Raw genomic sequence first — 21,033 nt, 5'->3', positions numbered from 1 at the left:
CGTTCGATTTCGTTCTTATTGGCTACCTGTGCTATTGACTTTGCTTAATTGGTCTGGAACACTTCTTGATTTTAACACAATCAGATGTTATCCTATTCTTATAGAAATCTCCGAAGGGCAGGTGTTTTCATGTACAATCATCAGCTGGAAACCTTCATCCGTGTGGCGGATGCAGGCAGCTTCAACAAGGCGGCAGAGGAAAGCTACATCACGCCAACGGCCATCATCAAGCAGATCAACCTATTGGAAGATTCCCTTGGTGTCAAGCTGTTCAAGCGTACTCGCCGGGGACTAACACTGACCAAAGCAGGCCGTTCCATGTATCAGGATGCCAAGTACATCATTCAATACTGCCATGATTCTGTCATTCGTGCCCGGAACGCAATGCAGGAGGATTCCAACGTCATCCGCATTGGTTCCTCTCCCATGACACCTGCCCAGCTGCTCATGGAACTGTGGTCGAAAGTGCAGACCATCTGCCCGGACATCAAATTCCAGATTGTGCCTTTTGAAAACACCCCGGAAAATGCACGGGAAATTCTGGCGAACCTCGGCACGAACATTGATGTAGTAGGCGGCATCTTTGATGATACGATGCTGCATCTGCGCAAATGTGCCGGTCTGGAACTGGTTCGCGGGCCGTTTTACTGCGCGGTTTCCATCCATCATAAACTTGCGGCAAAAGACCGCTTGCAGATCACAGACCTGTACGGCGAAAATCTACTGCTGATGCACCGTGGTTGGAGCCATTATGTAGATGAGCTCCGGGACGATTTATGGCAGCATCACCCACAAATCAAAATCGTGGATTTTGAATTCTATAATATGGACATCTTCAACCGCTGTGAAAACAGCAATGATGTCTTATTGGCGATTCCCGGATGGGCAAATGTCCATCCACTGTTGAAACTTCTCCCTGTGGATTGGGAGTATAGCATTCCTTACGGTATCCTGCATTCCCCCCACCCAACACATACCGTTCAGCGTTTTCTGGATGCCGCTAAAATTGCCAGCAAAGAATTGTACGGCTGATTTTTGATCATACTACCATGTAAAGACTGTTGCACGATACAACGTGCAGCGGTCTTTTTTCTTTCATTGAATTTTCACTTGACCTGAAGTGCGCTCCAAGATTTACAATGAACGGGTATTATGATTCGGTTATAACCTTTGACTTCTAACAGATGAACAAATCGGAGATTCTGCTCGGCTGCAAAATATGTTATATTCAAACCAGTAAAAAGAGAGCAAATCTTAACAGGGAGCTGAACCATATGAAAAAGATGATTTCGCGTCGTAATTTTATGAAAGTATGCGCTATTGCTGGTTCTGCAACAGCTACGACTGCCTGCAACGCCAGTGCCGCCGGACAATTCGGCATTTTTGATTGGTTGCGCAGGAAGCCTTCTGTTTCTGCCGACACAACCGACTTCAGCAAGTATCAGGCAGAAGCTCCGGGTGAGGGAGCCGCAAGTATCTCCAATATCGTCTCTTTGGCAAATGTACCGCTTCTGACTTTGAACAACGGAGTGCAGATGCCTCAGCTTGGTCTTGGTACGCAGATTCAAAGTCTGGAACGCGGCGACCTCGGCGTTCTCAATCGGACATCCCGCGAAGCATCCGCGACGGCCCTCGACCTGGATTATCGGCATTTGGATGATGCACATGGATACCTGAATGAGCGCGGTGTCGGACAGGGTATTGTTGACAGCGGTGTTCCGCGCGAAGAAATCTGGCTTACGAGCAAGTTCTGGCCCAGCGATTTTGAAAATGTCTATCAGGCGTTGGATGAGATGCTGAACCATTTGGGAGTCGAGTATCTCGATCTTGTGTATCTCCACCATCCCGCAGGCGACATTGAAACGATTATCAGTGCATGGCAGGGACTTGAACAAGCCTATCGGGAAGGCAAAGTCCGCGCACTGGGCATCAGCAACTTCGACAACCGGATGGAAGCATTCAACGCCATCATGGAGCAGGAGATCCACCCGCAAATCATGCAAATCGAATGCCATCCTTTTGCACAGCGGCAGGAGACCCGAAAGCTTGCAAAACAATACAATATGCAGGTAGAGTGCTGGTATCCTCTGGGACACGCCGACCCCAAGCTGCTGAATCACGAGACGCTGACTACGATTGCAGCCGCTCACAACAAGAGCGTTGTGCAGACGATTCTTCGCTGGCACATACAGGAAGGGCTTTCGGCAATCCCCGGCTCTACAAATCCTGACCACATCCGGGAAAATATTGATATTTTTGATTTTGAATTGACGGATACCGAAATGGAGCAGATTCGCGCAATGGATCAGGGCGAAAGCGGAAGATACTTCAATCTGAATTATGATTTGATGGGAAGAGCATTCGTGAACCCTGTACGCGAATGGGATGGAGAGTTCTGAGATGAAGAAAATTTTGATTTTGTCTGGCAGTCCCCGCAAGGACGGCAACTCCGACCTGCTGTGCAGTGAGTTTATGCGTGGTGCGCAGGAGAGCGGCAATGAAGTGCAAAAGATCTTCGTGCGCAGCAAGAAGATTGTGCCCTGCAATGCCTGCTATTACTGCCGCGACCACGGCGGCAAGTGTGCCCTGAACGATGACATGAGCGAAATTCTGGACGCAATGCAGGCGGCAGATGTTATCGTGATGGCAAGCCCAGTGTACTTCTACTCCATTGATGCACAGATGAAGATCATCATCGACCGCAGCCTTGCCCGGTGGACGAACATTCCGAACAAGGAGTTCTATTTCATCATGACCTGCGCGGACGATAACCGTGATGCCATGGCCTGCACTTTGGAGTGTTTCCGGGGCTTTACCGCCTGCCTGAATGGTGCCAAGGAAAAGGGGGTCATCTACGGCACCGGCGTATATCGACCCGGCGAGGTGATGTCCTCCCCGGCCATGAAGGAAGCCTACGAGATGGGCAAAAACGTCTGATTTCCCAATTTTATATAAAGGAGTGTAACGGCTGTGAACAACTTTCTGTTTGAAAACAAGACCAAGGTTTATTTCGGCAAGGGTGGCGTGAAGGAATATCTGGGCTGTCTGCTGGAGCACTACGGCGATACCGTGATGCTGGCCTACGGCGGCGGTTCTATCAAGCACAATGGTGTCTATGATGAAATCGTCGGTATTCTGAACGCCGAGGGTAAGCGCATCGTGGAGTTTCCCGGCATCATGCCCAATCCCACCTACGCCAAGGTGCAGGAGGGTGCAAAGCTGGCCCGTGAGAACCATGTGGATTTGATCCTTGCCGTGGGCGGCGGTTCCGTGTCCGACTGCTGCAAGGTGGTGTCTGCACAGGCCAAGGTGGACGAAGATTTGTGGGAGCTGGAAAACACCAAGCATACTCGTCCCACTGAGTTCATCCCGCTGGGCACCATCGTCACGGTGTTCGGTACCGGCTCCGAGATGAACAACGGCGCGGTCATCACCCATGAGGAAAAGAAGATTAAGGGGGCCCTGTGGGGTGCACAGGCCGACTTTGCTTTCCTCGACCCCACCTACACGTTGTCCGTTCCCATGAAGCAGGTCATTTCCGGTGCGTTCGACACCCTGAGCCACGCGATGGAAACTTACTTCGGCAAGCCGGACGAGAACAACCTCTCCGATGACATCAACGAAGCCGTCATGCGCAGCGTCATCCGCAACATCCGCGTCCTGTTGACCGACAAGGACAACTACGAGGCCCGCAGCGAGCTGGCATGGGCTTCGGCTATGGCCGAAAACGGCATCCTGAAAATCGGCAAGGTCACCGACTTCCAGTGTCACATGATCGAGCATCAGCTGGGTGCCTACACCAACTGCAACCACGGTGCTGGTCTGGCGGTCATTCACCCGGTGCTGTACCGTCACCTGCTCCCGGCCAACACCGCACGGTTCGCCCGCTTTGCACAGAACGTCTGGGGCATCGACCCGGCGGGCAAATCCGAGCTGAAACTGGCACAGGCTGGCGTGGAGGCTCTGGCGGCCTTCATCAAGGAGATCGGGATGCCCACCACCTTTGCAGAACTGGGCATCCCTGCCGACACCGACCTCAAGGCTGTGGCCGATTCCACCGTGCTGACCGGCGGCTGCTGCAAGAAGCTGAGCCATGACGAGATTTACGAAATTTTGAAGGAGTGCAAGTGACCATGAAGAAAACTACAGCAGGCAGAGATGTGCTTGGTGAATTTGCGCCGAAGTTCGCGCAGCTCAATGATGATGTTCTTTTCGGTGAGGTTTGGAGCCGGGAAAGCGAGCTTTCTGCACGCGACCGTTCCCTCATCACCGTGACAGCACTGATGGCGCAGGGGCTGACGGATACCTCTTTCGGACATCATCTGCAAATGGCCAAGGAAAACGGAATCACCCGCAGTGAAATTGCGGAAATCCTGACGCACGCTGCGTTTTATGCGGGTTGGCCCAAGGCTTGGGCGGCATTCCGAATGGCAAAGGACATCTGGGCAGATGCGGAAAACACTGATGAAAAGCAGCTGCACCAGAACAGTATGGTCTTCCCCATCGGCGCGCCCAATGACGGCTTTGCACAGTATTTCAGCGGGCAGAGCTATCTTGCGCCAGTCTCCACGGAGCAAGTCAAAATCTTCAATGTGACCTTTGAACCCGGCTGCCGCAACAACTGGCATATCCACAAGGGCGGCGGGCAGATCCTCGTCTGCGTGGCAGGCCGGGGCTACTATCAGGAATGGGGCAAAGAGCCGCAGGAGCTGCACCCCGGCGATGTGATCAACATTATGCCCGGTGTAAAACACTGGCACGGCGCTGCGCCGGACAGCTGGTTCTCCCATCTGGCTGTGGAAGTACCCGGAGAAAACTGCCGCAGTCAGTGGTGTGAACCTGTTACAGATGAAGTCTACAACAACCTGAAATAAAAGGAGTTTTCGAAATGGAATATGTATCTCTGAATAATGGCGTAAAAATGCCGATGGAGGGCATCGGCACATTTCTTTTGACCCCGGACGAGGCAGAGGCCTCCTGCGTCAGCGCCTTGCAGAACGGCTACCGCTTGATCGACACCGCCAACGCCTACTGCAACGAAAAAGCCGTGGGCCGCGCCATGAAGAAGTCCGGTCTGCTGCGGGAGGAAATTTTCCTCGAAACCAAGCTGTGGCCGACCTTCTACACCGATGCCGATGCTGTGGACAAGACGCTGGCACGTCTGGACACCGACTACATCGACCTGCTGCTCATTCACCAGCCTGCCAGTGATTACGTTGCCGGTTATCGCCTGATGGAAAAGGCTTACAAGGAGGGCAAAGTCCGTGCCATCGGTCTGTCCAACTTCAACGAGGAGCAGATCAAAGAAATTCTGAGCATCTGCGAAGTCAAGCCTACCATCCTCCAGACCGAAGTTCACCCCTACGCCCAGCAGAAAGAACTGAAAGCCTTCCTCACCGAGAATGGCATGGTGATTCAGGCATGGTATCCGCTGGGCCACGCTGACAAGGGCCTGCTGGAAGAGCCGTTGTTTACCCGCCTTGCAGCAAAGTACGGCAAGAGCAACGTGCAAATTATTCTGCGCTGGCACATTCAGGCAGGCAATGTGGTCATTCCCGGCTCCAAGAACCCGGCCCACATCCACGACAACTTCGATGTGTTCGATTTTGCGCTGACCGATGCAGAAATGCAGGAGATCACCACGCTGAACAAGGATAAACGGTATTATGAGGTCACGGAGGATAAGCTGGCGGCATTCGCCACCATGTTTCCTCCCGTGGACGATCAGAAGTAAATTTCAAGCAGTTTGTAGCTGGGTGCGGAGAGTTTTTTGCGGAAAATGAACCAGATGAAAGGGTAAATGAAGATGAATAAGATCACGCGCAAAAGTTTTCTGAAAGTTCTTGCCGCCACCATGGTGGGTGGTGCAGCCGCTTCCGCGCTGACAGGTGCAGCGGCTCCTGTTTCCATTGACGAGACAAACGGCAAGGTAAGCCGCTGGGTAAAGAACAGCCTGAACCCGGACGGCCCGCTGACGATTGCCAAGCAAGGAATGTTCTCCTCCGGCGGCACGGTCACGGCACCGGTGGCAGGCACTTATGATGCCACCATCAACTGGCTGGACACTACCCGTGCAGGCAACACCGCTCATGTGGATCACGCTAATGTTCTGTATCAAATCCCGGCAGACAGCAACGGTTGGCCGATGGTTTATCTGCACGGCTATGGACAGTCCCGCATGGGCTGGATAACCACCCCGGACGGCCGTCAGGGCTGGGCCGATCTGTTTCTGCGCAACGGCTACTCTGCGTTCTTGGTAGACCAGCCCCGCCGTGGTGAGGCTGGCAGTACCGCCCAGATGAGCACGGACGGTTTCCTCGATACTTGGTCTGCCGACTCCAAGGACTACAAGCCCGGCGATCAGGCATGGTACACCCACTTCCGTATTGGCCGCGTTGCCCCGGAACGGTACGAAGGCTCCCAGTTCCCGGAGGGCGATGCTGCACAGAATCAGTTCTTCCGCCAGATGACCCCCAACACCGGCGACTTCGATCAGGCAGTTGCTGCCGCCGCACTGGGCGAGGTGATGAAGGACGTGCAGACCATGACCGGCCACAAGTCCATTTTCGTCACCCACTCGCAGGGCGGTGCAGTCGGCTGGAATGTGCCTGCCGACAACATTGCCGCCATTGTTGCCATTGAGCCGGGCGGAACCCCTGCCATCGGCTCGGAGCAGTACACGAAACTGCTGAGCGCAGGTATTCCAATCGCTATCTACTTTGGCGATTACATCGACAACGGCCCGGAAGATATCATGTCCACCAGCTTCTGGCGGCAGGTACGGGACGGCGCACTGGCCTTTGCTGCCCAGTACAATGCCGATGGCGGTGACTGCACTGTGGTCGATCTGCCGAAAATCGGCATCACCGGCAACTCCCACTTCATGTTCCAAGAGCTGAACAACAAAGAGATAGCTGATCACATTTATCAGTGGCTGGAGAGCCGCTCACTGGCATGAGCGATTCTCTGAGATTCCCGGCATTTCACATAGATAGAGGTGTGCTTCGTATGAAGAATAAAATTTCCCGCCGCCAGTTTTTGCAGGTTGCTGGCGCATCTGCTGCCGCCCTGCTGCTGGCTTCCTGCTCCGGCAATTCCGCTAGCAGTGTGAGCAGTTCTTCTGTGGCTTCCTCGGCGGCATCGTCTGTTGCCGCATCCAGCGCGGCTGCTTCTTCGGAAACTGCCAGCACGGTAACGACTACGGGCAAAACGCTGGTGGTGTATTTCTCCGCCACCGGCACTACACAGGGCGTAGCGCAGACCATCGCCGACACCGTGGGTGCTGACCTGTTTGAAGTCGTTCCGTCTGACCCTTATACCTCCGATGATTTGAACTGGACGAACAATGACAGCCGCGTTTCCCGTGAACACAACGACGAGGGCCTTCGTGCTGTAGCTTTGGAAAGCACCGATGTGGACGGCTGGGACGATTACGACACCGTGTTCATCGGCTACCCCATCTGGTGGGGCATCGCCGCATGGCCCATGAGCAGCTTTGTTGCCGTCAATGACTTCACCGGCAAAACGGTCATTCCGTTCTGCACTTCGACTTCCTCCGGCATCGGCCAGAGCGGTGAGCTGCTGGCAGAATTAGCGGACGCCGGCACTTGGCTGGACGGCCAGCGGTTCAGCCGCGGCAGCAGTGAGAGCGATATTGCAAGCTGGATCGCAGGGCTGAATTTGTAAAATCTAAAAGGAGTATCTTCCCATGAAAAAGAAAAAGATTTCCCGGCGTAAGTTTCTGACGATCCTCGGCGTGACCGGCGGCGTTCTTGTGGCGGGCGGCGTCGGCGGCGCGGCCTACATCCGCAGCCGCTTCACCCCGGATACGACCCCCGGCCCCGGCGAGGACGGTGAGATCGTCACCGTGGCAGAAGGCCAGCTTCAGGGCACGATCAACGATGGCATTTACCGCTATTTGGGTGTCCCCTATGCCGAGGCAGCCGAACGCTTTGTGACCGCCGGACCGGTCACTCCATGGGAAGGTGTCCTCAAGGCGGACAGCTACGGGCCGATGTCCCCCCAAGGCTCGATGCTGGGCTTTGGCGCGGGCAATCAGGACGGCACGGACAACAACTGCCAGAACCTGAACATCTGGACCCCCGGCCTGAACGACGGCGGTCTGCGCCCGGTGCTGGTCTGGCTCCACGGCGGCGGTTTCTCCACCGGCACGGCGAATGATTCCAGCTACGACGGCGAAGCGCTTGCAAAAAATGGAGACGTCGTCGTGGTGAGCGTCAACCACCGGCTGAACGTGTTCGGTTACCTCGACCTTTCTGCCTATGACGAGAAGTACAAGGATTCCGCCAATGTCGGCATGTGGGATATCATCGCCGCATTGGAATGGATCCAGCAGAACATCGAAGTATTTGGCGGTGACCCGGACAACGTGATCGTGTTCGGTCAGTCCGGCGGCGGTGCCAAGGTGCTGGGACTCATGTCCACGCCTTATGCCGTCGGCCTCTTCCACAAGGGTATCGTGGAAAGCGGCGTCACGGAGACTGTGGGCGTCAATTTCACTTCGCAGGAAGCCAGCACCCGGCTGGCCGAAAACCTGCTGGCAGAACTGAACATTGCCCCTGAAAACATCGAGCAGCTCCAGATCGTTGCCGTGGACAAACTGCAATCCGCCGCCACCAAGGCGCTGGACGCAACGGCGCAGGAATTCCAGATCCCGGCACCGCTTACCGATGGCTACCAGATGGAGTGGGAGCCGGTGGTGGATGGCGATTTTCTGCCCACCAGCCCCGTCACCGAAACAAACTTTGCCGATGCTGGGCAGGACATTCCCCTGCTCATTGGCAGCAACCTGAACGAGTGGACCGGCTTCTACCGCACTTCGACGGACGGTGTGGATACCGATGCGCTTTCTGCGGCCCTGAAAACGGCCTACCCGGACAAAACCGACCTGACCGCTGACCATGTGGATACCCTGATTCGCTTGCCCATCCTCAAAACGATGAGCCACAAAGCGGATCAGAACGGCGCGCCGGTCTATGCCTATCTGTTGACCTACGGCAGCTCGAACCACGGTGCAGAGATTCCCTATATTTTCCGCCACTCGGACGTTTCCGCTATGAACGACCTGTTCAGCTCCATCTGGGTCAATTTTGCACGAAGTGGCATTCCCAGCGCAGACTCTCTGCCCACTTGGGAAGCTTACACCCGTGAGGGTGGTGCCACCATGCTGCTGGACACCACCTCTACGCTGGTCTATCACCACGACGATGCCCTGCTCAAGCTGCTGGTGCCGGATTACGAGTATTAAATTCAAAAAGGAAAGCGCCTATTATCAAAAGGAGAATGTTTGTATGAAAGCATTGCTCATCAACGGCAGTCCGCGGCCCAACGGCTGCACCTTTACGGCCCTGACCGAACTGGCAAATACGCTGGAAGCCGAGGGCATTGAAACCGAGATCGTCCATGTGGGCAACAGGGACATCCGGGGCTGCATCGCCTGCCGCCGCTGCCACAGCACCGGCTCCAACAAGTGCGTCTTTGATGATATTGTCAACGAAGTAGCCCCCAAGTTGGCTGAAGCCGATGCCTTTGTCATTGGCGCTCCGGTGTACTTTGGTTCCCCGGCAGGCGGCGCGATCTCCTTTATGGACCGCCTGTTCTTCAGTACCCTGAACATCGACAAGACCATGAAAGTGGGTGCTTCGGTCGTGACCTGTCGGCGCGGCGGCAACACTGCTTCCTACGATGTGCTGAACAAATATTTTACCATGTGTGGGATGCCAGTGGCCAGCAGCCAGTATTGGAACATGGTCTACGGCGGCTCTGCCGAAGAGGTCAAGAAAGATGCCGAGGGCTTGCAGACCATGCGCACACTTGGCCGCAACATGGCCTTTTTGATGAAGAGTATCCAGATAGGCAAGCAACAGATTGGCCTGCCCGAAAAAGAACCTGCTATCTTCACAAACTTCCATCATTGAGGAAATGTTCCATATTCCTCCTTCTTTGTTGCAGGGAAAGCCGGGACGGAAACGTCCCGGCTTTCCCATTTCCCTGATTTTTGCGAGGTGATTTTATGCGCAGCGTGATTTTCGCGGTTTCCACCGCTTTGACCGTTTTATTATCCGCCTGCACCGGGGCGGCATCCTCTGTGCCAGTCAATACGGTTTCTTCGGTTTCGACCCGCACATCCATCACGACCTCGTCCGAAGTGGATGAACGCAAACTTGCCTTGCAGCGTGAGCGAAACCACCGCAGACAGCAGAAAATCAAGGAAGCCAGAGAAGCCGACCCTGCCTATATCGCCCAAATGGAAGAAAAGGAACGCTTACAGCGTGAAAAGCTACTGGAAGCGGAACGCAAACGGACAGAACGAGCCAACAGGCAAAAGAAACTTTCCCGAAAGGAGCTGAAAGAAGCCGCCAAGACAGACCCGAAAGCCGCCGAGGAATGGCAAGCCTTGAAAGAAAAAGAAGCCGTAGCCAGACAGCGAAAAAAGGAGCGTGAGGAAGAACGCATGGCGGCAGACCCCGAATATGCCGCTATGATGGCAGAACGCAAGGCTGAATACACGAGGACAAGAACTGCCAAGCGACAGGCAGAGCGTGAAGCCCTTGTAGAGCTTGCCAAGACCGATGAAGAAGCAGCAAAGAAGCTGGCTGAAATGCGAAAGTATCAGAGCCAAGCTACTGTCAGAAGCTATCAGAAAATGAAAGCCGATGCAGAAGCCGGAGACCCCGATGCAATCAAACGCTATGAAACTACCCTTGCCAAACGCAGGGAAGAATATCACAGAAAGAAAGGTGCTTGAATATGGAACTGAATTTTATCAAATGTGGAGACTACTACATCCCCGACATCAAGCTGAAAAATCCGAATATCCGTCTTGGCAAGTGGGGACGGATGCGAAAGGAGTATCTGCGACTGGCTAATCCAGTCCTGTTCTCCGACATGGTGCTGAATGAAACTCTCTATGAGCATTGTGCGGAGATTGAGGAAACCGCCAAGAAGCGTATGGAAATCATCGTGCCACAGCTTGCAAAGGCATACGGCGTGACGGAGCAGCTCAAAGCCGAAAATCAAATCGAATGGGTTCGCCAGATGAACGCTTGTGTTGCACAGGCTGAGGAAGCCATCAAGGGCGAGCTGATTTACTGCTGAGAAAGGAGCGTGAATTTATGATTTTAGAAGCAATCTTCAATGGAGAGATTTATCCGGCAGAAACGGTAGTACCGAAATCAGAGAAGTTTCGGGAAGCAGGACAGGCAATCGCAGACATCATGCGATACTTTGAGCAGACATTGAGCAAAGAAGATTATGCGAAGCTGGATAAGCTCAATGACAATTTTGCAGACTGCCAGACTATGCAGACCGAGGAACATTTCAAGTATGGTTTTACAATGGGCGTTCTGCTGATGAAAGAGATATACGAACTGCCCGACTTTAAGTAAAAAAGTCAAGTGCAGAACCAACAATTTAATATCGTGAGCAAAGCGACAGGTATTTCTATTCTGAGTATCTGTCGCTTTTATTTTATCAACTATCAAGGAGGACTTTTGAATGAAAATGAACCTGAAGGAAATGAAAACCCTGTATACCTTTGGCTGTCCGAACCGTGAAGCAACGGTTGAGCGTTTGCGTTATGTAGCTGCCCTTACTCCTGATCCGGCGGCAAAGAAACTGTTCTATATGCTGTCGGTCAAGCTGAGTGACGAGAAGTGCGACAAATGGTATCGTCGTTTCTACTACAATCTGCGTTTGCAGATGCAGGAATACTACCAGCACAAGGCAGTCATTATGGATAGCTACTGGAATCATCACATGGAGAAAAGTTATGGCGAAGCTGACGAAGTATGAAAAAGAAACTATCATCCTCTTTAATGAGGGCGAGGACACAGCCAGTATCTACACCTACAATGCCAGCCTGCGAAAGCGACTGGCATTGTTCAGTAAAAAGCACCCCGATCTCTGCCGACTGGAAAAATCCCATGAGCAAGGCGGTGTGACTTATCTTCTGGACAAGTCCAGACTTTCTATCCGTCTGCAACCGCCGTACAGCGAGGAACGCAGACGAAAAGCAAGCGAGAACGCCAAGCAAAACGGTTTCAATAGCCAGATGGAATGATGTAGCATTTTGGGTTGATTTGCGGTCAAAATGTCGGGTCTGCACTTGATGTTGGGTATTTACTGCCGTATAATGGAGATACCGGAGATAGATTATATGGAGTAAGAGAAAATGAATATGTAATTTGATAATGTGGAGGTAAAATTATGAATTCCAGAGAATTATTAAATGCGCTAAGTGTCGCTGAGCGTTTAAAAGATACGACAAGGCATTGCTATACATCGAAAGGAAGACACGAGAGTGTAGCAGAACATAGCTGGATGATGACGCTGATGGCTTTTTTTATGCGGGATGAGTTTCCAGATGTTGATATGGATAAAGTTATTCGTATGTGTATTATTCATGATTTGGGTGAATGCTTTACAGGAGACATTCCTACCTTTGATAAAAAGCAAGTGCATGAGGATATAGAAGAAAATTTACTATTTAACTGGATAGATACGTTACCGTCTTATTATGCAGAAGAAATGAAAGCTCTATATAATGAGATGACAGAAAGAAAAACTGTCGAAGCTAAGATATATAAAGCTATTGATAGCTTGGAAGCTTTAATTCAGCATAACGCTTCTGATTTATCTACATGGATTCCGAAAGAGTATAAATTAAATTTGACTTATGCAGATGACCGAGTGAGTTTTTCAGAATATCTTACTACATTACGACAAGCTATACGAGAGGATACACTTGCAAAGATAGAAAAATAGTTATAAGTATTGTCTAAGCCAAAGGCGATCAACCGTAAAAAGTTGGTCGCTTTTGTTTTATCCATTATTGCGAAAGGAGCTTGTCTATGAGTAAAGAAGAACTGGAAAAATTGGAGCGTGAGAAATATGTGGTCGAGCGAAAGCTGACCGCAGCCATGCACAAGGAAAAGCGATTGCAGAGCGAATTAAAGAGGTTGACCCGAAGTGAGCGAACCCACCGCCTTTGCACTCGTGCCGGAATGTTGGAAACCTTTTTGAAAGAGCCGACCACTCTGACCGATGATGATGTGATGGAGCTTTTGACTTTCATCTTTCACAGCGAAGCGGTTCAAAAGAAGTTGGATTTGCTGATTGCGAACCGAAAGGAATTGGGGCAGCCGAACGGGAGCTAAAAGACCCTTTTGGAAAAAGGGCGCAATTATACACCACCTAAAGGTTGTGCATTGCGTTCTGCCGAAAGCCCCTTGCAGGGAGCTGATGATTTCCGCAGTCTGCTCCAATCATACAGGGGAAGCTACACTTCCCCTGCGTTGGCTTTGCCAACTACCCCTTTGTGGACTTGCCGCCGGGAAACGATTGCAAGCAATCATTCCCCGACAGCAAGTTTATATTCCACCACCTGACCGCTGCTGAAAAGTATCGGTCATTTTTTTGCACCGAAAGGAGGTTCACACAAATTGCCAGTACCCCACTTCAATATCAAAATCACTCAGCGAAGCAAAGGCAACTCTGCGGTTGCCGGAGCTGCCTACCAAGCCGGAGAAAAGCTGTTTTCCGAGTATGACCAGAAAACCAAGAATTACACTTGCAAAAAAGAAGTGGTCTATACGGAAATCATGCTGCCCCCAAATGCTCCACCCGAATATGCAGACCGAGCAACCCTCTGGAACTCCGTTGAAGAAATCGAAAAGCAATGGAACTCACAGCTTGCAAGACGGTTTGTTGCCGCCCTGCCCAGAGAAGTCCCGATGGAGCTGTTACCGCAGATGGTCAAAGAATACTGCGAGGAACAGTTTGTTTCAAAGGGAATGTGTTGTGATTTCGCAATCCATGACCCCGATCCGCCGGGACACAATCCCCATTGCCATTTCATGCTGACCATGCGAGCCATTGATGAAAATGGAAAATGGATGCCTAAGAGCCGCAAGGTTTATGACCTTGACGAAAACGGCGAGCGTATCAAGCTCCCATCCGGCAGATGGAAAAGCCATAAGGAAGATACCGTTGACTGGAACGAACAGTACCATGCCGAGGAATGGCGGCATGGTTGGGAAATTGTTCAGAACAAATATCTGGAACTTGCCGGAAGTCCAGAACGGATTGATATGCGTTCCTATGAAAGACAGGGACTTGACATTATCCCGACAGTCCACATGGGAACGGCTGTCTCTGCGTTGGAGCGAAAAGGCATTGCCACCAACATCGGCAATCTCAACCGAGACATTAAAGCCGCCAACCGCATGATGAACGCTATCCGCAGCACTATCAAAAGTCTGCGTGACTGGATTGCTGACATTCTGGAAGCCACCAAAGAAGTCATTGCAGAAAATGAAGCGGAAAAGAAAAATGCTTCTCCGAACCTTGCCGTTCTACTGCGTGATTATCTGAATCTGCGAAAGGCAGAGCGTAGCGAATGGTCGAGATACGGACAGCAGAAAGGCACGACCGATGATTTGAAAACCATTTCCCAAGCGACCGTCTATCTACAACGGCATGAGCTTTTCACGCTGGAAGATTTGGACATTGCCCTGCAAGGGGTGAGTGAAAAGGCTACTGCCATTCGTGAAGATATGCAGAAAGCCGCTAACCGCATGAAAGCCATTACCGCCATTCAGACCGCCGTTGCTGATTGTGAAAAGCATAAAGCAGTCCATGACAAGTATATCAAAATCGGCTGGAAAATCCGAAAGGAAGCCTATGTCGAAAGTCATAAGGACGAGCTGACCGCTTTTAATAAGGCATACCGCATTCTGAAAAAGCATGGTGCTGATTTGAATGTGGATTTGAAAGCCTTGCAAAAAGAATATGACGGTCTGCGGACTACTCACGCTGATCTGAAAGAACAGCTTGCCGCAGTCAATGAAGAATTGAAGCCGATGAAAGATATTCGCTACTGGGTTAGCAAGGTTCTATCGCCGGAACAGACGGGAGAGAAACAGCCAGAGCCGAAGCATTCTCTCAAAGAACGCTTGCAGTATGAGCAGGAACAGAAGAAACAGAAACAGGTGCAGAAAGCACCCAAGCAGAAAAAACAGGATATGGAACTTTAACAGGCACTTGCCGTTTTCATTTGGAAAATAGCAGGTGCTTTTTCTATTTCAGGAGGAAATGCCTATTGAATTTATTTGAAGCAGTAAAACAGAATGTAACAACCCGACAGGCGGCAGAACGCTATGGAATCCGTATTAGACGAAACGGAATGGCGGTCTGCCCCTTTCACAATGATAAGAACCCCAGCATGAAACTTGACCGCCGCTTTCATTGCTTTGGCTGTCAGGCAGATGGAGACGCAGTTGACTTTGTTTCCCGACTGTTTGGCTTGCCGAGCAAAGAAGCCGCCATGAAGATAGCTGATGATTTTGGTATCAGCTATGACAGCAGACAGAAACCGTCAATCAGACCGAAAATCCGAGAGCCTACCCCGGAGCAGAAATATCAGCAGGAAGAAAATCACTGCTACAAGGTGCTGTCCGATTACTTCCATCTTCTGAGGAAGTGGGAAAAGCAATACGCACCGCAACGGACGGATGAAGTGTGGCACCCGCTTTTTGTGGAAGCATTGGAGAAGAAAAGCTATATCGAATACCTGCTGGATATTCTTCTCTATGACACTCCCGAAGAAAAGAAAGCTCTTGTAGCCGAGCAGAGAAAAGAGGTGATGAAACTTGAACAGCGAATTGCAGGACACACAGCCGAGCATGACCGTGGAAGAAGTCAGAGGAAGTCTGGACTTGACCGATGTCCAATCTCAGCGGGCTGTTTGATGATGTGAACACGCAGGTGGGCAACATTGCACAGCAGGTGGGCACCAAGCCCTCCAGCTTTGAGCCGAGAGTGTTCGCCATGATCGAAGCCCTCTCCCGGAACGTGGTTCTGCCGATTGCGGGCATTATCCTCACATTTATCGCCTGTTACGAACTGATTGAAATGATAACCCAGCATAACAACATGGCGCAGTTTGAGCCAGCACTTATTATGCGCTGGATTTTCAAGACCGCTGTTTCAGTATGGTTCATCTCCAACACGTTCGATATTGTGATGGCAGTCTTTGACCTGACGCAGAAAGTCGTGTCCGATTCCAGCGGCATTATTGCGGGCAATACTCGCGTCAATGAAATCGGCCTGTCGATGCTGGAAGCCAGTCTGATGCAAATGGATGTCGGTCCACTCTTCGGGCTTTTTTTGCAGAGCTTCTTCATCGGCATCACCATGAGAATCCTCTCAATCGTGATTTTCGTCATTGTGTACGGACGCATGATTGAGATCTACTGTATGGTGAGCCTTGCGCCGATTCCCATGGCAACATGGGGCAACCATGAACAGAGCCATATGGGACAGAACTATCTGAAATGCTTGTTTGCGCTGGGATTTCAGGGCTTTCTCATCCTCATCTGCGTGGCCATCTATGCCGTGTTGATTCAGAATGTGGCGATTTCCGGCGATGCCATCAATTCGATCTGGGGCATTGTCGGCTACACCGTCCTGCTCTGTTTCAGTCTGTTCAAAACCAGCTCCGTGACGAAATCTGTTCTCGGAGCGCATTAAAGGGGGTGCTTTATTGGCTGCGTATATTTCTGTTCCTCGCGATTTGACCAAGGTGAAGTCAAAAGTGGCTTTCAACCTGACAAAGCGGCAGCTCATCTGCTTCGGAACGGCGGCACTGATTGGAGTGCCGCTGTTTTTTGTTCTCCGGGATTCCGGCGGCAACACTGCCGCCACCCTCGGCATGATGGCGGTGATGCTGCCGGCGTTCTTCCTTGGAATGTACGAGAAAAACGGCCAGCCCATGGAAAAGCTGCTGTCGTACTATGTGCAGTCCCGGTTTCTCCGCCCGAAGATTCGCCCCTACAAGACCAACAACTACTATGCGATTTTGATGAAGGGAGGCATGACTCATGATTCCGTTTTGGAAAAAGACCGGTAAGCACAACAAGCCGCAGTCTGCGCAGAAGCGCAGACAGAACGCAAAGCCTGCTGTGCCCCGGACCGCCCAGCAGTCCATTCCCATGCAGCGGATGTTTGAGGATGGCACCTGCCGGGTGAAGCCCAATTACTACACCCGCACCATCCAGTATCAGGACATCAACTATCAGTTGGCACAGCAGGAGGATAAGACTGCGATTTTTGAGGAATGGTGCAGTTTTCTGAACTTCTTCGATTCCAGCATCAAGTTTGAATTGTCCTTTGTGAACATGGCAACGGACAGCACCGAGTTTGAGAAAAGCATCCGCATCCCGTTCCAGCGGGATGGTTTTGATGATGTCCGTGCGGAGTATTCGCAGATGCTGCGTCAGCAGCTTGCCAAAGGCAATAATGGCTTGACCAAAAGCAAATTCATCACCTTCGGCGTGGAGGGCGAGAGCATGGCGCAGGTCAAGCCCCGGCTCGACCACATCCAGAATGACCTGCTCAATAACTTTCACCGTCTGGGTGTGCTGGCGCGTCCGCTGAACGGTGCCGAGCGGCTCAAACTGATGCACGATATGTTCAACATGGACGGCGCGTCCAAGTTCCGTTTTGACTGGAAAGACCTCGTGAAAAGCGGCCTTTCGGTGAAGGATGCCATTGCACCCACCGCCTTTGCCTTCAAAAATTCCCGGACGTTCCAGATGGGCGGCATCTACTGCGCCGCCAGTTTTTTGAGCATCACGGCCTCCGACATCAGCGACCAGCTTTTGAAGGATTTTCTGGACATGGATTCCAGCCAGATCGTCACCATGCACATCCAGTCCGTTGACCAGAACAAGGCCATCAAAACGGTGAAGCGCACCATCACGGAACTGGACCGCAGCAAGATCGAGGAACAGAAAAAAGCCATCCGTGCCGGGTATGACATTGACATCATTCCGTCAGATTTGGCGACCTACGGCAGAGATGCCAAGGCTCTTTTGAAGGAATTGCAGAGCCAGAACGAGCGGATGTTCCTTGTCACCTTTCTGGTGCTGAACACCGGGCGCACGGAGCAGGAGCTGGAAAACAACGTCTTTCAGGCCAGCTCCATTGCCCAGAAGCACAACTGCAATCTGTGTAGACTGGACTACCAGCAGGAGCAGGGGCTGATGTCCTCGCTGCCGCTGGCAGACTGCCAGATCGAAATTCAGCGGGGATTGACTACCAGCAGCACTGCCATCTTCATCCCCTTTACCACGCAGGAACTGTACCAGTCTGGCAAAGAAAGCCTGTATTACGGCCTGAACGCCCTGTCCAACAACCTTATCATGGTGGACCGGAAGAAGCTGAAAAACCCCAATGGTTTGATTCTCGGCACTCCCGGCTCTGGCAAAAGTTTCTCAGCAAAGCGTGAAATTGCCAATGCGTTTCTGGTGACGGACGATGATGTTATCATCAACGACCCCGAAGGCGAATACTCGCCGCTGGTGAATCGTTTGAAGGGTCAGGTCATCAAAATCAGCCCCAACAGTACCCAGTTCATCAACCCCATGGACATCAATGCCAACTACTCCGAGGAAGATAATCCGCTTTCCCTGAAAGCTGACTTTATTCTTTCTTTGTGTGAACTGGTGGTGGGCGGCAAAGAAGGGCTGCTGCCGGTGGAGAAAACCGTCATCGACCGCTGTGTGCATCTGATCTACCGCAAATATTTTGCGGACCCCTGCCCGGAGAATATGCCCATCCTTGAGGATCTGTACAACGCCCTGCTCCAACAGGACGAAAAAGAAGCCCACCATGTTGCCACGGCTCTGGAAATTTACGTCAAGGGCAGTCTGAACCTGTTCAACCACCGCACCAACGTGAACGTCAATAACCGCATTGTCTGCTATGACATCAAGGAGCTGGGCAAGCAGATGAAGAAGCTCGGTATGCTCATCGTGCAGGATCAGGTCTGGGGGCGTGTCACGGCAAACCGCAGCAGCGGAAAGTCCACACGGTATTATATGGACGAGATGCACCTGCTTCTGAAAGAGGAGCAGACTGCGGCGTATTCCGTGGAGATCTGGAAGCGTTTCCGCAAGTGGGGCGGTATTCCCACGGGGCTGACCCAGAACGTGAAAGACCTTCTTTCTTCCCGTGAAGTCGAGAATATTTTCGAGAACAGTGACATGATCATCATGCTGAATCAGGCGGCAGGAGACCGGCAGATCCTCGCAAAGCAGCTCAATATTTCGCCCCATCAGCTTTCCTATGTGACCCACTCCGGCGAGGGCGAAGGGCTGCTGTTTTTCGGCAATGTCATTCTGCCGTTTGTGGACCGATTCCCCACTGATTTGGAACTCTACCGGATCATGACCACCAAGTTGGGTGAAGTCTCGGAGGGCGCGCAGAAATGAGTGAACCGAAGCTGAACATCAAAGAGGAATCGTCTACCAAAAAGACCCGTTCTCCCCCGAAGAAAACCAAGGTGGAGCAGACGCTGCCCAAAAAGAAAAAGCTGAAAACCGATGCAGAAAAGGCCGCTGAAAAAGCCCAGCATCTGCGGTTCGGCAAGGCGGAACTGACCCCGGACGAACTGAGCCGGTTGAGTAAGGCGCAGAAGCGGGAGATGTACACCGCCCATGCCGCCCGGTCTGCGGTGCATCGGGAGGTTGACCAGTACGAGGATGAAAACGTCGGTGTGCAGGCGTTGAGCGAGGGCGAAAAGGCGGCAGGAAATGTCCGGGATATTTCCAAAAGCCGCTATGCCCGGAAGCTCAAGAAGAAAGCCAAGATGCAGGGCAAAAAAGGCACCAAAACCGCTAAATCTTCCGCATCGGAGCCAACTGCGGCACAAGATGCAGGAGCGTCCAGCACCGGCGAGGGCGGCTCCAACTGGCTTTCACGCTGGAAACAGCGGCAAGAAATCCACAAAAGCTACTATGCCGCCGCCCGTTCGGGCACGGCGGCGCAGACCGCAGGCGGCAAAGCGGCATCCAACGGTGCATCTGCCGCCCGGTCCAGCATGGAACAGGCGGTAGAAAAGGGCAAAACTGCCGTCAGCACTGCCGTGAAAGGGCTGGCGAATGCCGCCAAGAGCAACGCACACGTTCTGGTGATCGTGGGCGTTTTTCTTTTGCTCATCCTCATGGTCATGTCTGTTTTTTCCTCCTGCGGCATCCTCTTTTCGGGCGGCACACAGGTGTCCGGGCAGACCATGTATTCTGCTGAGGACAGAGACATCCGGGGCGCAGAACAGGATTACAAGAAGCTGGAAAAGGAACTGGATAAGAAAATCAAGCGCACCCCCGCCGACCACCCCGGCTACAACGAGTACCAGTATCACCTTGACCCCATCGAGCACGATCCGTGGCAGTTGACCTCATTTCTCACGACTCTGTACGACGATTACACCCGGTCAGAGGTGCAGGGCAAACTGAAGGAAACCTTCAAAAAGCAGTACAAGCTGACCACATGGGTGGAGGTGCAGATACGGTATAAGACCGTGTGGGTCATCAGCCCGGCAGGAATCCCAATTCCTACGCAGGTGCCCTATGAGTACCGCATCTTCCACACCAAGCTGGTGAACCGTGGCTTGGAGGTAGTCATCCGGGAGGAACTGGACAACGACCAGTGGAAACGGTACGAGATCTTTCAGGATACCTTGGGTGGCAGACCCTACCTGTTCAACGGCGGTCTGCCGCCCGGTGGCTCCGATGGCTCCGGCGCACCGGGCATCGACTATCAGGTGCCGGCAGAAGCACTGACCGACAGCGAATTTGCCGCCATCTACAAGGAAGCCCAAAAGTATGTGGGTACGCCCTATGTGTGGGGCGGCTCCACCCCGGAAACCGGCTTCGATTGCAGCGGCTACGTCTGTTGGGTTTACAACCAGAACGGCTACAATGTCGGGCGCACCACGGCCAACGGTCTTTGGAATAAATGCCAGCACATCTCCGAAGCAGAAGCAAAGCCCGGAGATCTGGTTTTCTTCAAAGGTACCTACGACACCCCCGGCATGAGCCATACTGGAATATATCTCGGAAACGGTATGATGGTCAGTGCCGGAGACCCCATCAAGTACGCCAATATCCACTCGTCCTACTGGCAGAAATACCTGTCAGGATTCGGGCGGCTATCCAAATAACAGGAGGA

Annotated in this window: 23 protein-coding genes; all 23 read left to right on the top strand. The window is 52.3% G+C overall.

Features of this window, described 5'->3' with window-relative positions; all coding sequences use genetic code 11:
* Positions 1-129 precede the first annotated feature (129 nt).
* On the top strand, positions 130-1,032 hold the full coding sequence (locus tag J3349_RS04890) for a LysR family transcriptional regulator (RefSeq protein WP_207676631.1): 903 nt from the start codon (positions 130-132) through the stop codon (positions 1,030-1,032).
* 242 nt (positions 1,033-1,274) lie between these two features.
* Positions 1,275-2,399 carry an aldo/keto reductase gene (locus J3349_RS04885; RefSeq protein WP_207676648.1) on the top strand — a complete coding sequence of 375 codons (1,125 nt, stop codon included), beginning with the start codon at positions 1,275-1,277 and terminating at the stop codon, positions 2,397-2,399.
* A 1-nt stretch (position 2,400) separates the two neighbouring features.
* A complete protein-coding gene (locus J3349_RS04880) occupies positions 2,401-2,937 on the top strand; it encodes a flavodoxin family protein (protein ID WP_207676630.1) in 537 nt (178 codons plus the stop codon).
* Between the two features lie 33 nt (positions 2,938-2,970).
* The gene (locus tag J3349_RS04875) at positions 2,971-4,131 is read left to right on the top strand and encodes an iron-containing alcohol dehydrogenase (protein ID WP_207676629.1); all 1,161 of its coding nucleotides are present in this window, start codon (positions 2,971-2,973) and stop codon (positions 4,129-4,131) included.
* 2 nt (positions 4,132-4,133) lie between these two features.
* Positions 4,134-4,874, top strand: coding sequence for a carboxymuconolactone decarboxylase family protein (locus J3349_RS04870; protein ID WP_207676628.1), 741 nt, complete (start codon positions 4,134-4,136; stop codon positions 4,872-4,874).
* Positions 4,875-4,888: 14 nt separating this feature from the next.
* Positions 4,889-5,734 carry an aldo/keto reductase gene (locus J3349_RS04865; RefSeq protein ID WP_207676627.1) on the top strand — a complete coding sequence of 282 codons (846 nt, stop codon included), beginning with the start codon at positions 4,889-4,891 and terminating at the stop codon, positions 5,732-5,734.
* A gap of 72 nt (positions 5,735-5,806) precedes the next feature.
* Positions 5,807-6,958, top strand: a complete 1,152-nt coding sequence (locus J3349_RS04860) for an alpha/beta fold hydrolase (RefSeq protein WP_242699503.1) — start codon at positions 5,807-5,809, stop codon at positions 6,956-6,958.
* 50 nt (positions 6,959-7,008) lie between these two features.
* Entirely contained in the window at positions 7,009-7,686 is a 678-nt protein-coding gene (locus tag J3349_RS04855; protein WP_242699502.1) for a flavodoxin, read from the top strand.
* A 22-nt stretch (positions 7,687-7,708) separates the two neighbouring features.
* On the top strand, positions 7,709-9,268 hold the full coding sequence (locus J3349_RS04850) for a carboxylesterase family protein (protein WP_207676624.1): 1,560 nt from the start codon (positions 7,709-7,711) through the stop codon (positions 9,266-9,268).
* A gap of 43 nt (positions 9,269-9,311) precedes the next feature.
* Entirely contained in the window at positions 9,312-9,938 is a 627-nt protein-coding gene (locus J3349_RS04845) for a flavodoxin family protein (protein ID WP_207676623.1), read from the top strand.
* A 95-nt stretch (positions 9,939-10,033) separates the two neighbouring features.
* The gene (locus tag J3349_RS04840) at positions 10,034-10,768 is read left to right on the top strand and encodes a hypothetical protein (RefSeq protein WP_242699501.1); all 735 of its coding nucleotides are present in this window, start codon (positions 10,034-10,036) and stop codon (positions 10,766-10,768) included.
* Between the two features lie 2 nt (positions 10,769-10,770).
* Positions 10,771-11,118, top strand: a complete 348-nt coding sequence (locus J3349_RS04835; RefSeq protein WP_004612920.1) for a TnpV protein — start codon at positions 10,771-10,773, stop codon at positions 11,116-11,118.
* A 17-nt stretch (positions 11,119-11,135) separates the two neighbouring features.
* The gene (locus J3349_RS04830; RefSeq protein ID WP_004612919.1) at positions 11,136-11,408 is read left to right on the top strand and encodes a DUF6809 family protein; all 273 of its coding nucleotides are present in this window, start codon (positions 11,136-11,138) and stop codon (positions 11,406-11,408) included.
* Positions 11,409-11,517: 109 nt separating this feature from the next.
* Positions 11,518-11,814: a hypothetical protein gene (locus J3349_RS04825; protein ID WP_004612918.1), complete on the top strand. Its 297-nt coding sequence runs from the start codon at positions 11,518-11,520 to the stop codon at positions 11,812-11,814.
* Positions 11,792-12,082 carry a hypothetical protein gene (locus J3349_RS04820; protein ID WP_004612917.1) on the top strand — a complete coding sequence of 97 codons (291 nt, stop codon included), beginning with the start codon at positions 11,792-11,794 and terminating at the stop codon, positions 12,080-12,082. The genes J3349_RS04825 and J3349_RS04820 overlap by 23 nt, the downstream gene beginning before the upstream one ends.
* Positions 12,083-12,228: 146 nt before the next feature.
* Positions 12,229-12,786: an HD domain-containing protein gene (locus J3349_RS04815; protein ID WP_004612915.1), complete on the top strand. Its 558-nt coding sequence runs from the start codon at positions 12,229-12,231 to the stop codon at positions 12,784-12,786.
* A gap of 86 nt (positions 12,787-12,872) precedes the next feature.
* Complete coding sequence (locus J3349_RS04810; protein ID WP_004612914.1) at positions 12,873-13,178, top strand: DUF3847 domain-containing protein; 306 nt, start codon at positions 12,873-12,875, stop codon at positions 13,176-13,178.
* A gap of 285 nt (positions 13,179-13,463) precedes the next feature.
* Entirely contained in the window at positions 13,464-15,056 is a 1,593-nt protein-coding gene (gene mobQ / locus J3349_RS04805) for a MobQ family relaxase (RefSeq protein ID WP_004612912.1), read from the top strand.
* 65 nt (positions 15,057-15,121) lie between these two features.
* Positions 15,122-15,778: a CHC2 zinc finger domain-containing protein gene (locus J3349_RS04800; RefSeq protein ID WP_207676622.1), complete on the top strand. Its 657-nt coding sequence runs from the start codon at positions 15,122-15,124 to the stop codon at positions 15,776-15,778.
* Positions 15,745-16,551, top strand: a complete 807-nt coding sequence (locus J3349_RS04795; protein ID WP_207676621.1) for a VirB6/TrbL-like conjugal transfer protein, CD1112 family — start codon at positions 15,745-15,747, stop codon at positions 16,549-16,551. Before J3349_RS04800 ends, J3349_RS04795 begins: the two co-directional genes overlap by 34 nt.
* A 13-nt stretch (positions 16,552-16,564) precedes the next feature.
* Positions 16,565-16,930, top strand: coding sequence for a PrgI family protein (locus J3349_RS04790; RefSeq protein ID WP_207676620.1), 366 nt, complete (start codon positions 16,565-16,567; stop codon positions 16,928-16,930).
* Entirely contained in the window at positions 16,902-19,295 is a 2,394-nt protein-coding gene (locus J3349_RS04785) for a VirB4-like conjugal transfer ATPase, CD1110 family (protein WP_207676619.1), read from the top strand. The genes J3349_RS04790 and J3349_RS04785 overlap by 29 nt, the downstream gene beginning before the upstream one ends.
* Positions 19,292-21,025 (top strand): C40 family peptidase, encoded by a 1,734-nt coding sequence (locus J3349_RS04780; protein ID WP_207676618.1) that lies wholly within the window; start codon positions 19,292-19,294, stop codon positions 21,023-21,025. Before J3349_RS04785 ends, J3349_RS04780 begins: the two co-directional genes overlap by 4 nt.
* The last annotated feature ends 8 nt before the right edge of the window (positions 21,026-21,033 follow it).

Origin of the sequence: Faecalibacterium sp. Marseille-P9590 (genome assembly GCF_017377665.1) — a bacterium.
In the GTDB taxonomy this organism is placed as follows: Bacteria; Bacillota; Clostridia; order Oscillospirales; family Ruminococcaceae; genus Faecalibacterium.
This window is presented reverse-complemented; position numbering and strand designations above follow the sequence as displayed.

Excerpts from the sequence above, each read along its gene's own strand:
- J3349_RS04890 (WP_207676631.1), top strand. The coding sequence starts at position 130 with ATGTACAATCATCAGCTGGAAACCTTCATCCGTGTGGCGGATGCAGGC.
- J3349_RS04885 (WP_207676648.1), top strand. The coding sequence starts at position 1,275 with ATGAAAAAGATGATTTCGCGTCGTAATTTTATGAAAGTATGCGCTATT.
- J3349_RS04880 (WP_207676630.1), top strand. The coding sequence starts at position 2,401 with ATGAAGAAAATTTTGATTTTGTCTGGCAGTCCCCGCAAGGACGGCAAC.
- J3349_RS04870 (WP_207676628.1), top strand. The coding sequence starts at position 4,134 with ATGAAGAAAACTACAGCAGGCAGAGATGTGCTTGGTGAATTTGCGCCG.
- J3349_RS04865 (WP_207676627.1), top strand. The coding sequence starts at position 4,889 with ATGGAATATGTATCTCTGAATAATGGCGTAAAAATGCCGATGGAGGGC.
- J3349_RS04860 (WP_242699503.1), top strand. The coding sequence starts at position 5,807 with ATGAATAAGATCACGCGCAAAAGTTTTCTGAAAGTTCTTGCCGCCACC.
- J3349_RS04855 (WP_242699502.1), top strand. The coding sequence starts at position 7,009 with ATGAAGAATAAAATTTCCCGCCGCCAGTTTTTGCAGGTTGCTGGCGCA.
- J3349_RS04850 (WP_207676624.1), top strand. The coding sequence starts at position 7,709 with ATGAAAAAGAAAAAGATTTCCCGGCGTAAGTTTCTGACGATCCTCGGC.
- J3349_RS04845 (WP_207676623.1), top strand. The coding sequence starts at position 9,312 with ATGAAAGCATTGCTCATCAACGGCAGTCCGCGGCCCAACGGCTGCACC.
- J3349_RS04840 (WP_242699501.1), top strand. The coding sequence starts at position 10,034 with ATGCGCAGCGTGATTTTCGCGGTTTCCACCGCTTTGACCGTTTTATTA.
- J3349_RS04835 (WP_004612920.1), top strand. The coding sequence starts at position 10,771 with ATGGAACTGAATTTTATCAAATGTGGAGACTACTACATCCCCGACATC.
- J3349_RS04830 (WP_004612919.1), top strand. The coding sequence starts at position 11,136 with ATGATTTTAGAAGCAATCTTCAATGGAGAGATTTATCCGGCAGAAACG.
- J3349_RS04825 (WP_004612918.1), top strand. The coding sequence starts at position 11,518 with ATGAAAATGAACCTGAAGGAAATGAAAACCCTGTATACCTTTGGCTGT.
- J3349_RS04820 (WP_004612917.1), top strand. The coding sequence starts at position 11,792 with ATGGCGAAGCTGACGAAGTATGAAAAAGAAACTATCATCCTCTTTAAT.
- J3349_RS04815 (WP_004612915.1), top strand. The coding sequence starts at position 12,229 with ATGAATTCCAGAGAATTATTAAATGCGCTAAGTGTCGCTGAGCGTTTA.
- J3349_RS04810 (WP_004612914.1), top strand. The coding sequence starts at position 12,873 with ATGAGTAAAGAAGAACTGGAAAAATTGGAGCGTGAGAAATATGTGGTC.
- J3349_RS04795 (WP_207676621.1), top strand. The coding sequence starts at position 15,745 with ATGTCCAATCTCAGCGGGCTGTTTGATGATGTGAACACGCAGGTGGGC.
- J3349_RS04785 (WP_207676619.1), top strand. The coding sequence starts at position 16,902 with ATGATTCCGTTTTGGAAAAAGACCGGTAAGCACAACAAGCCGCAGTCT.
- J3349_RS04780 (WP_207676618.1), top strand. The coding sequence starts at position 19,292 with ATGAGTGAACCGAAGCTGAACATCAAAGAGGAATCGTCTACCAAAAAG.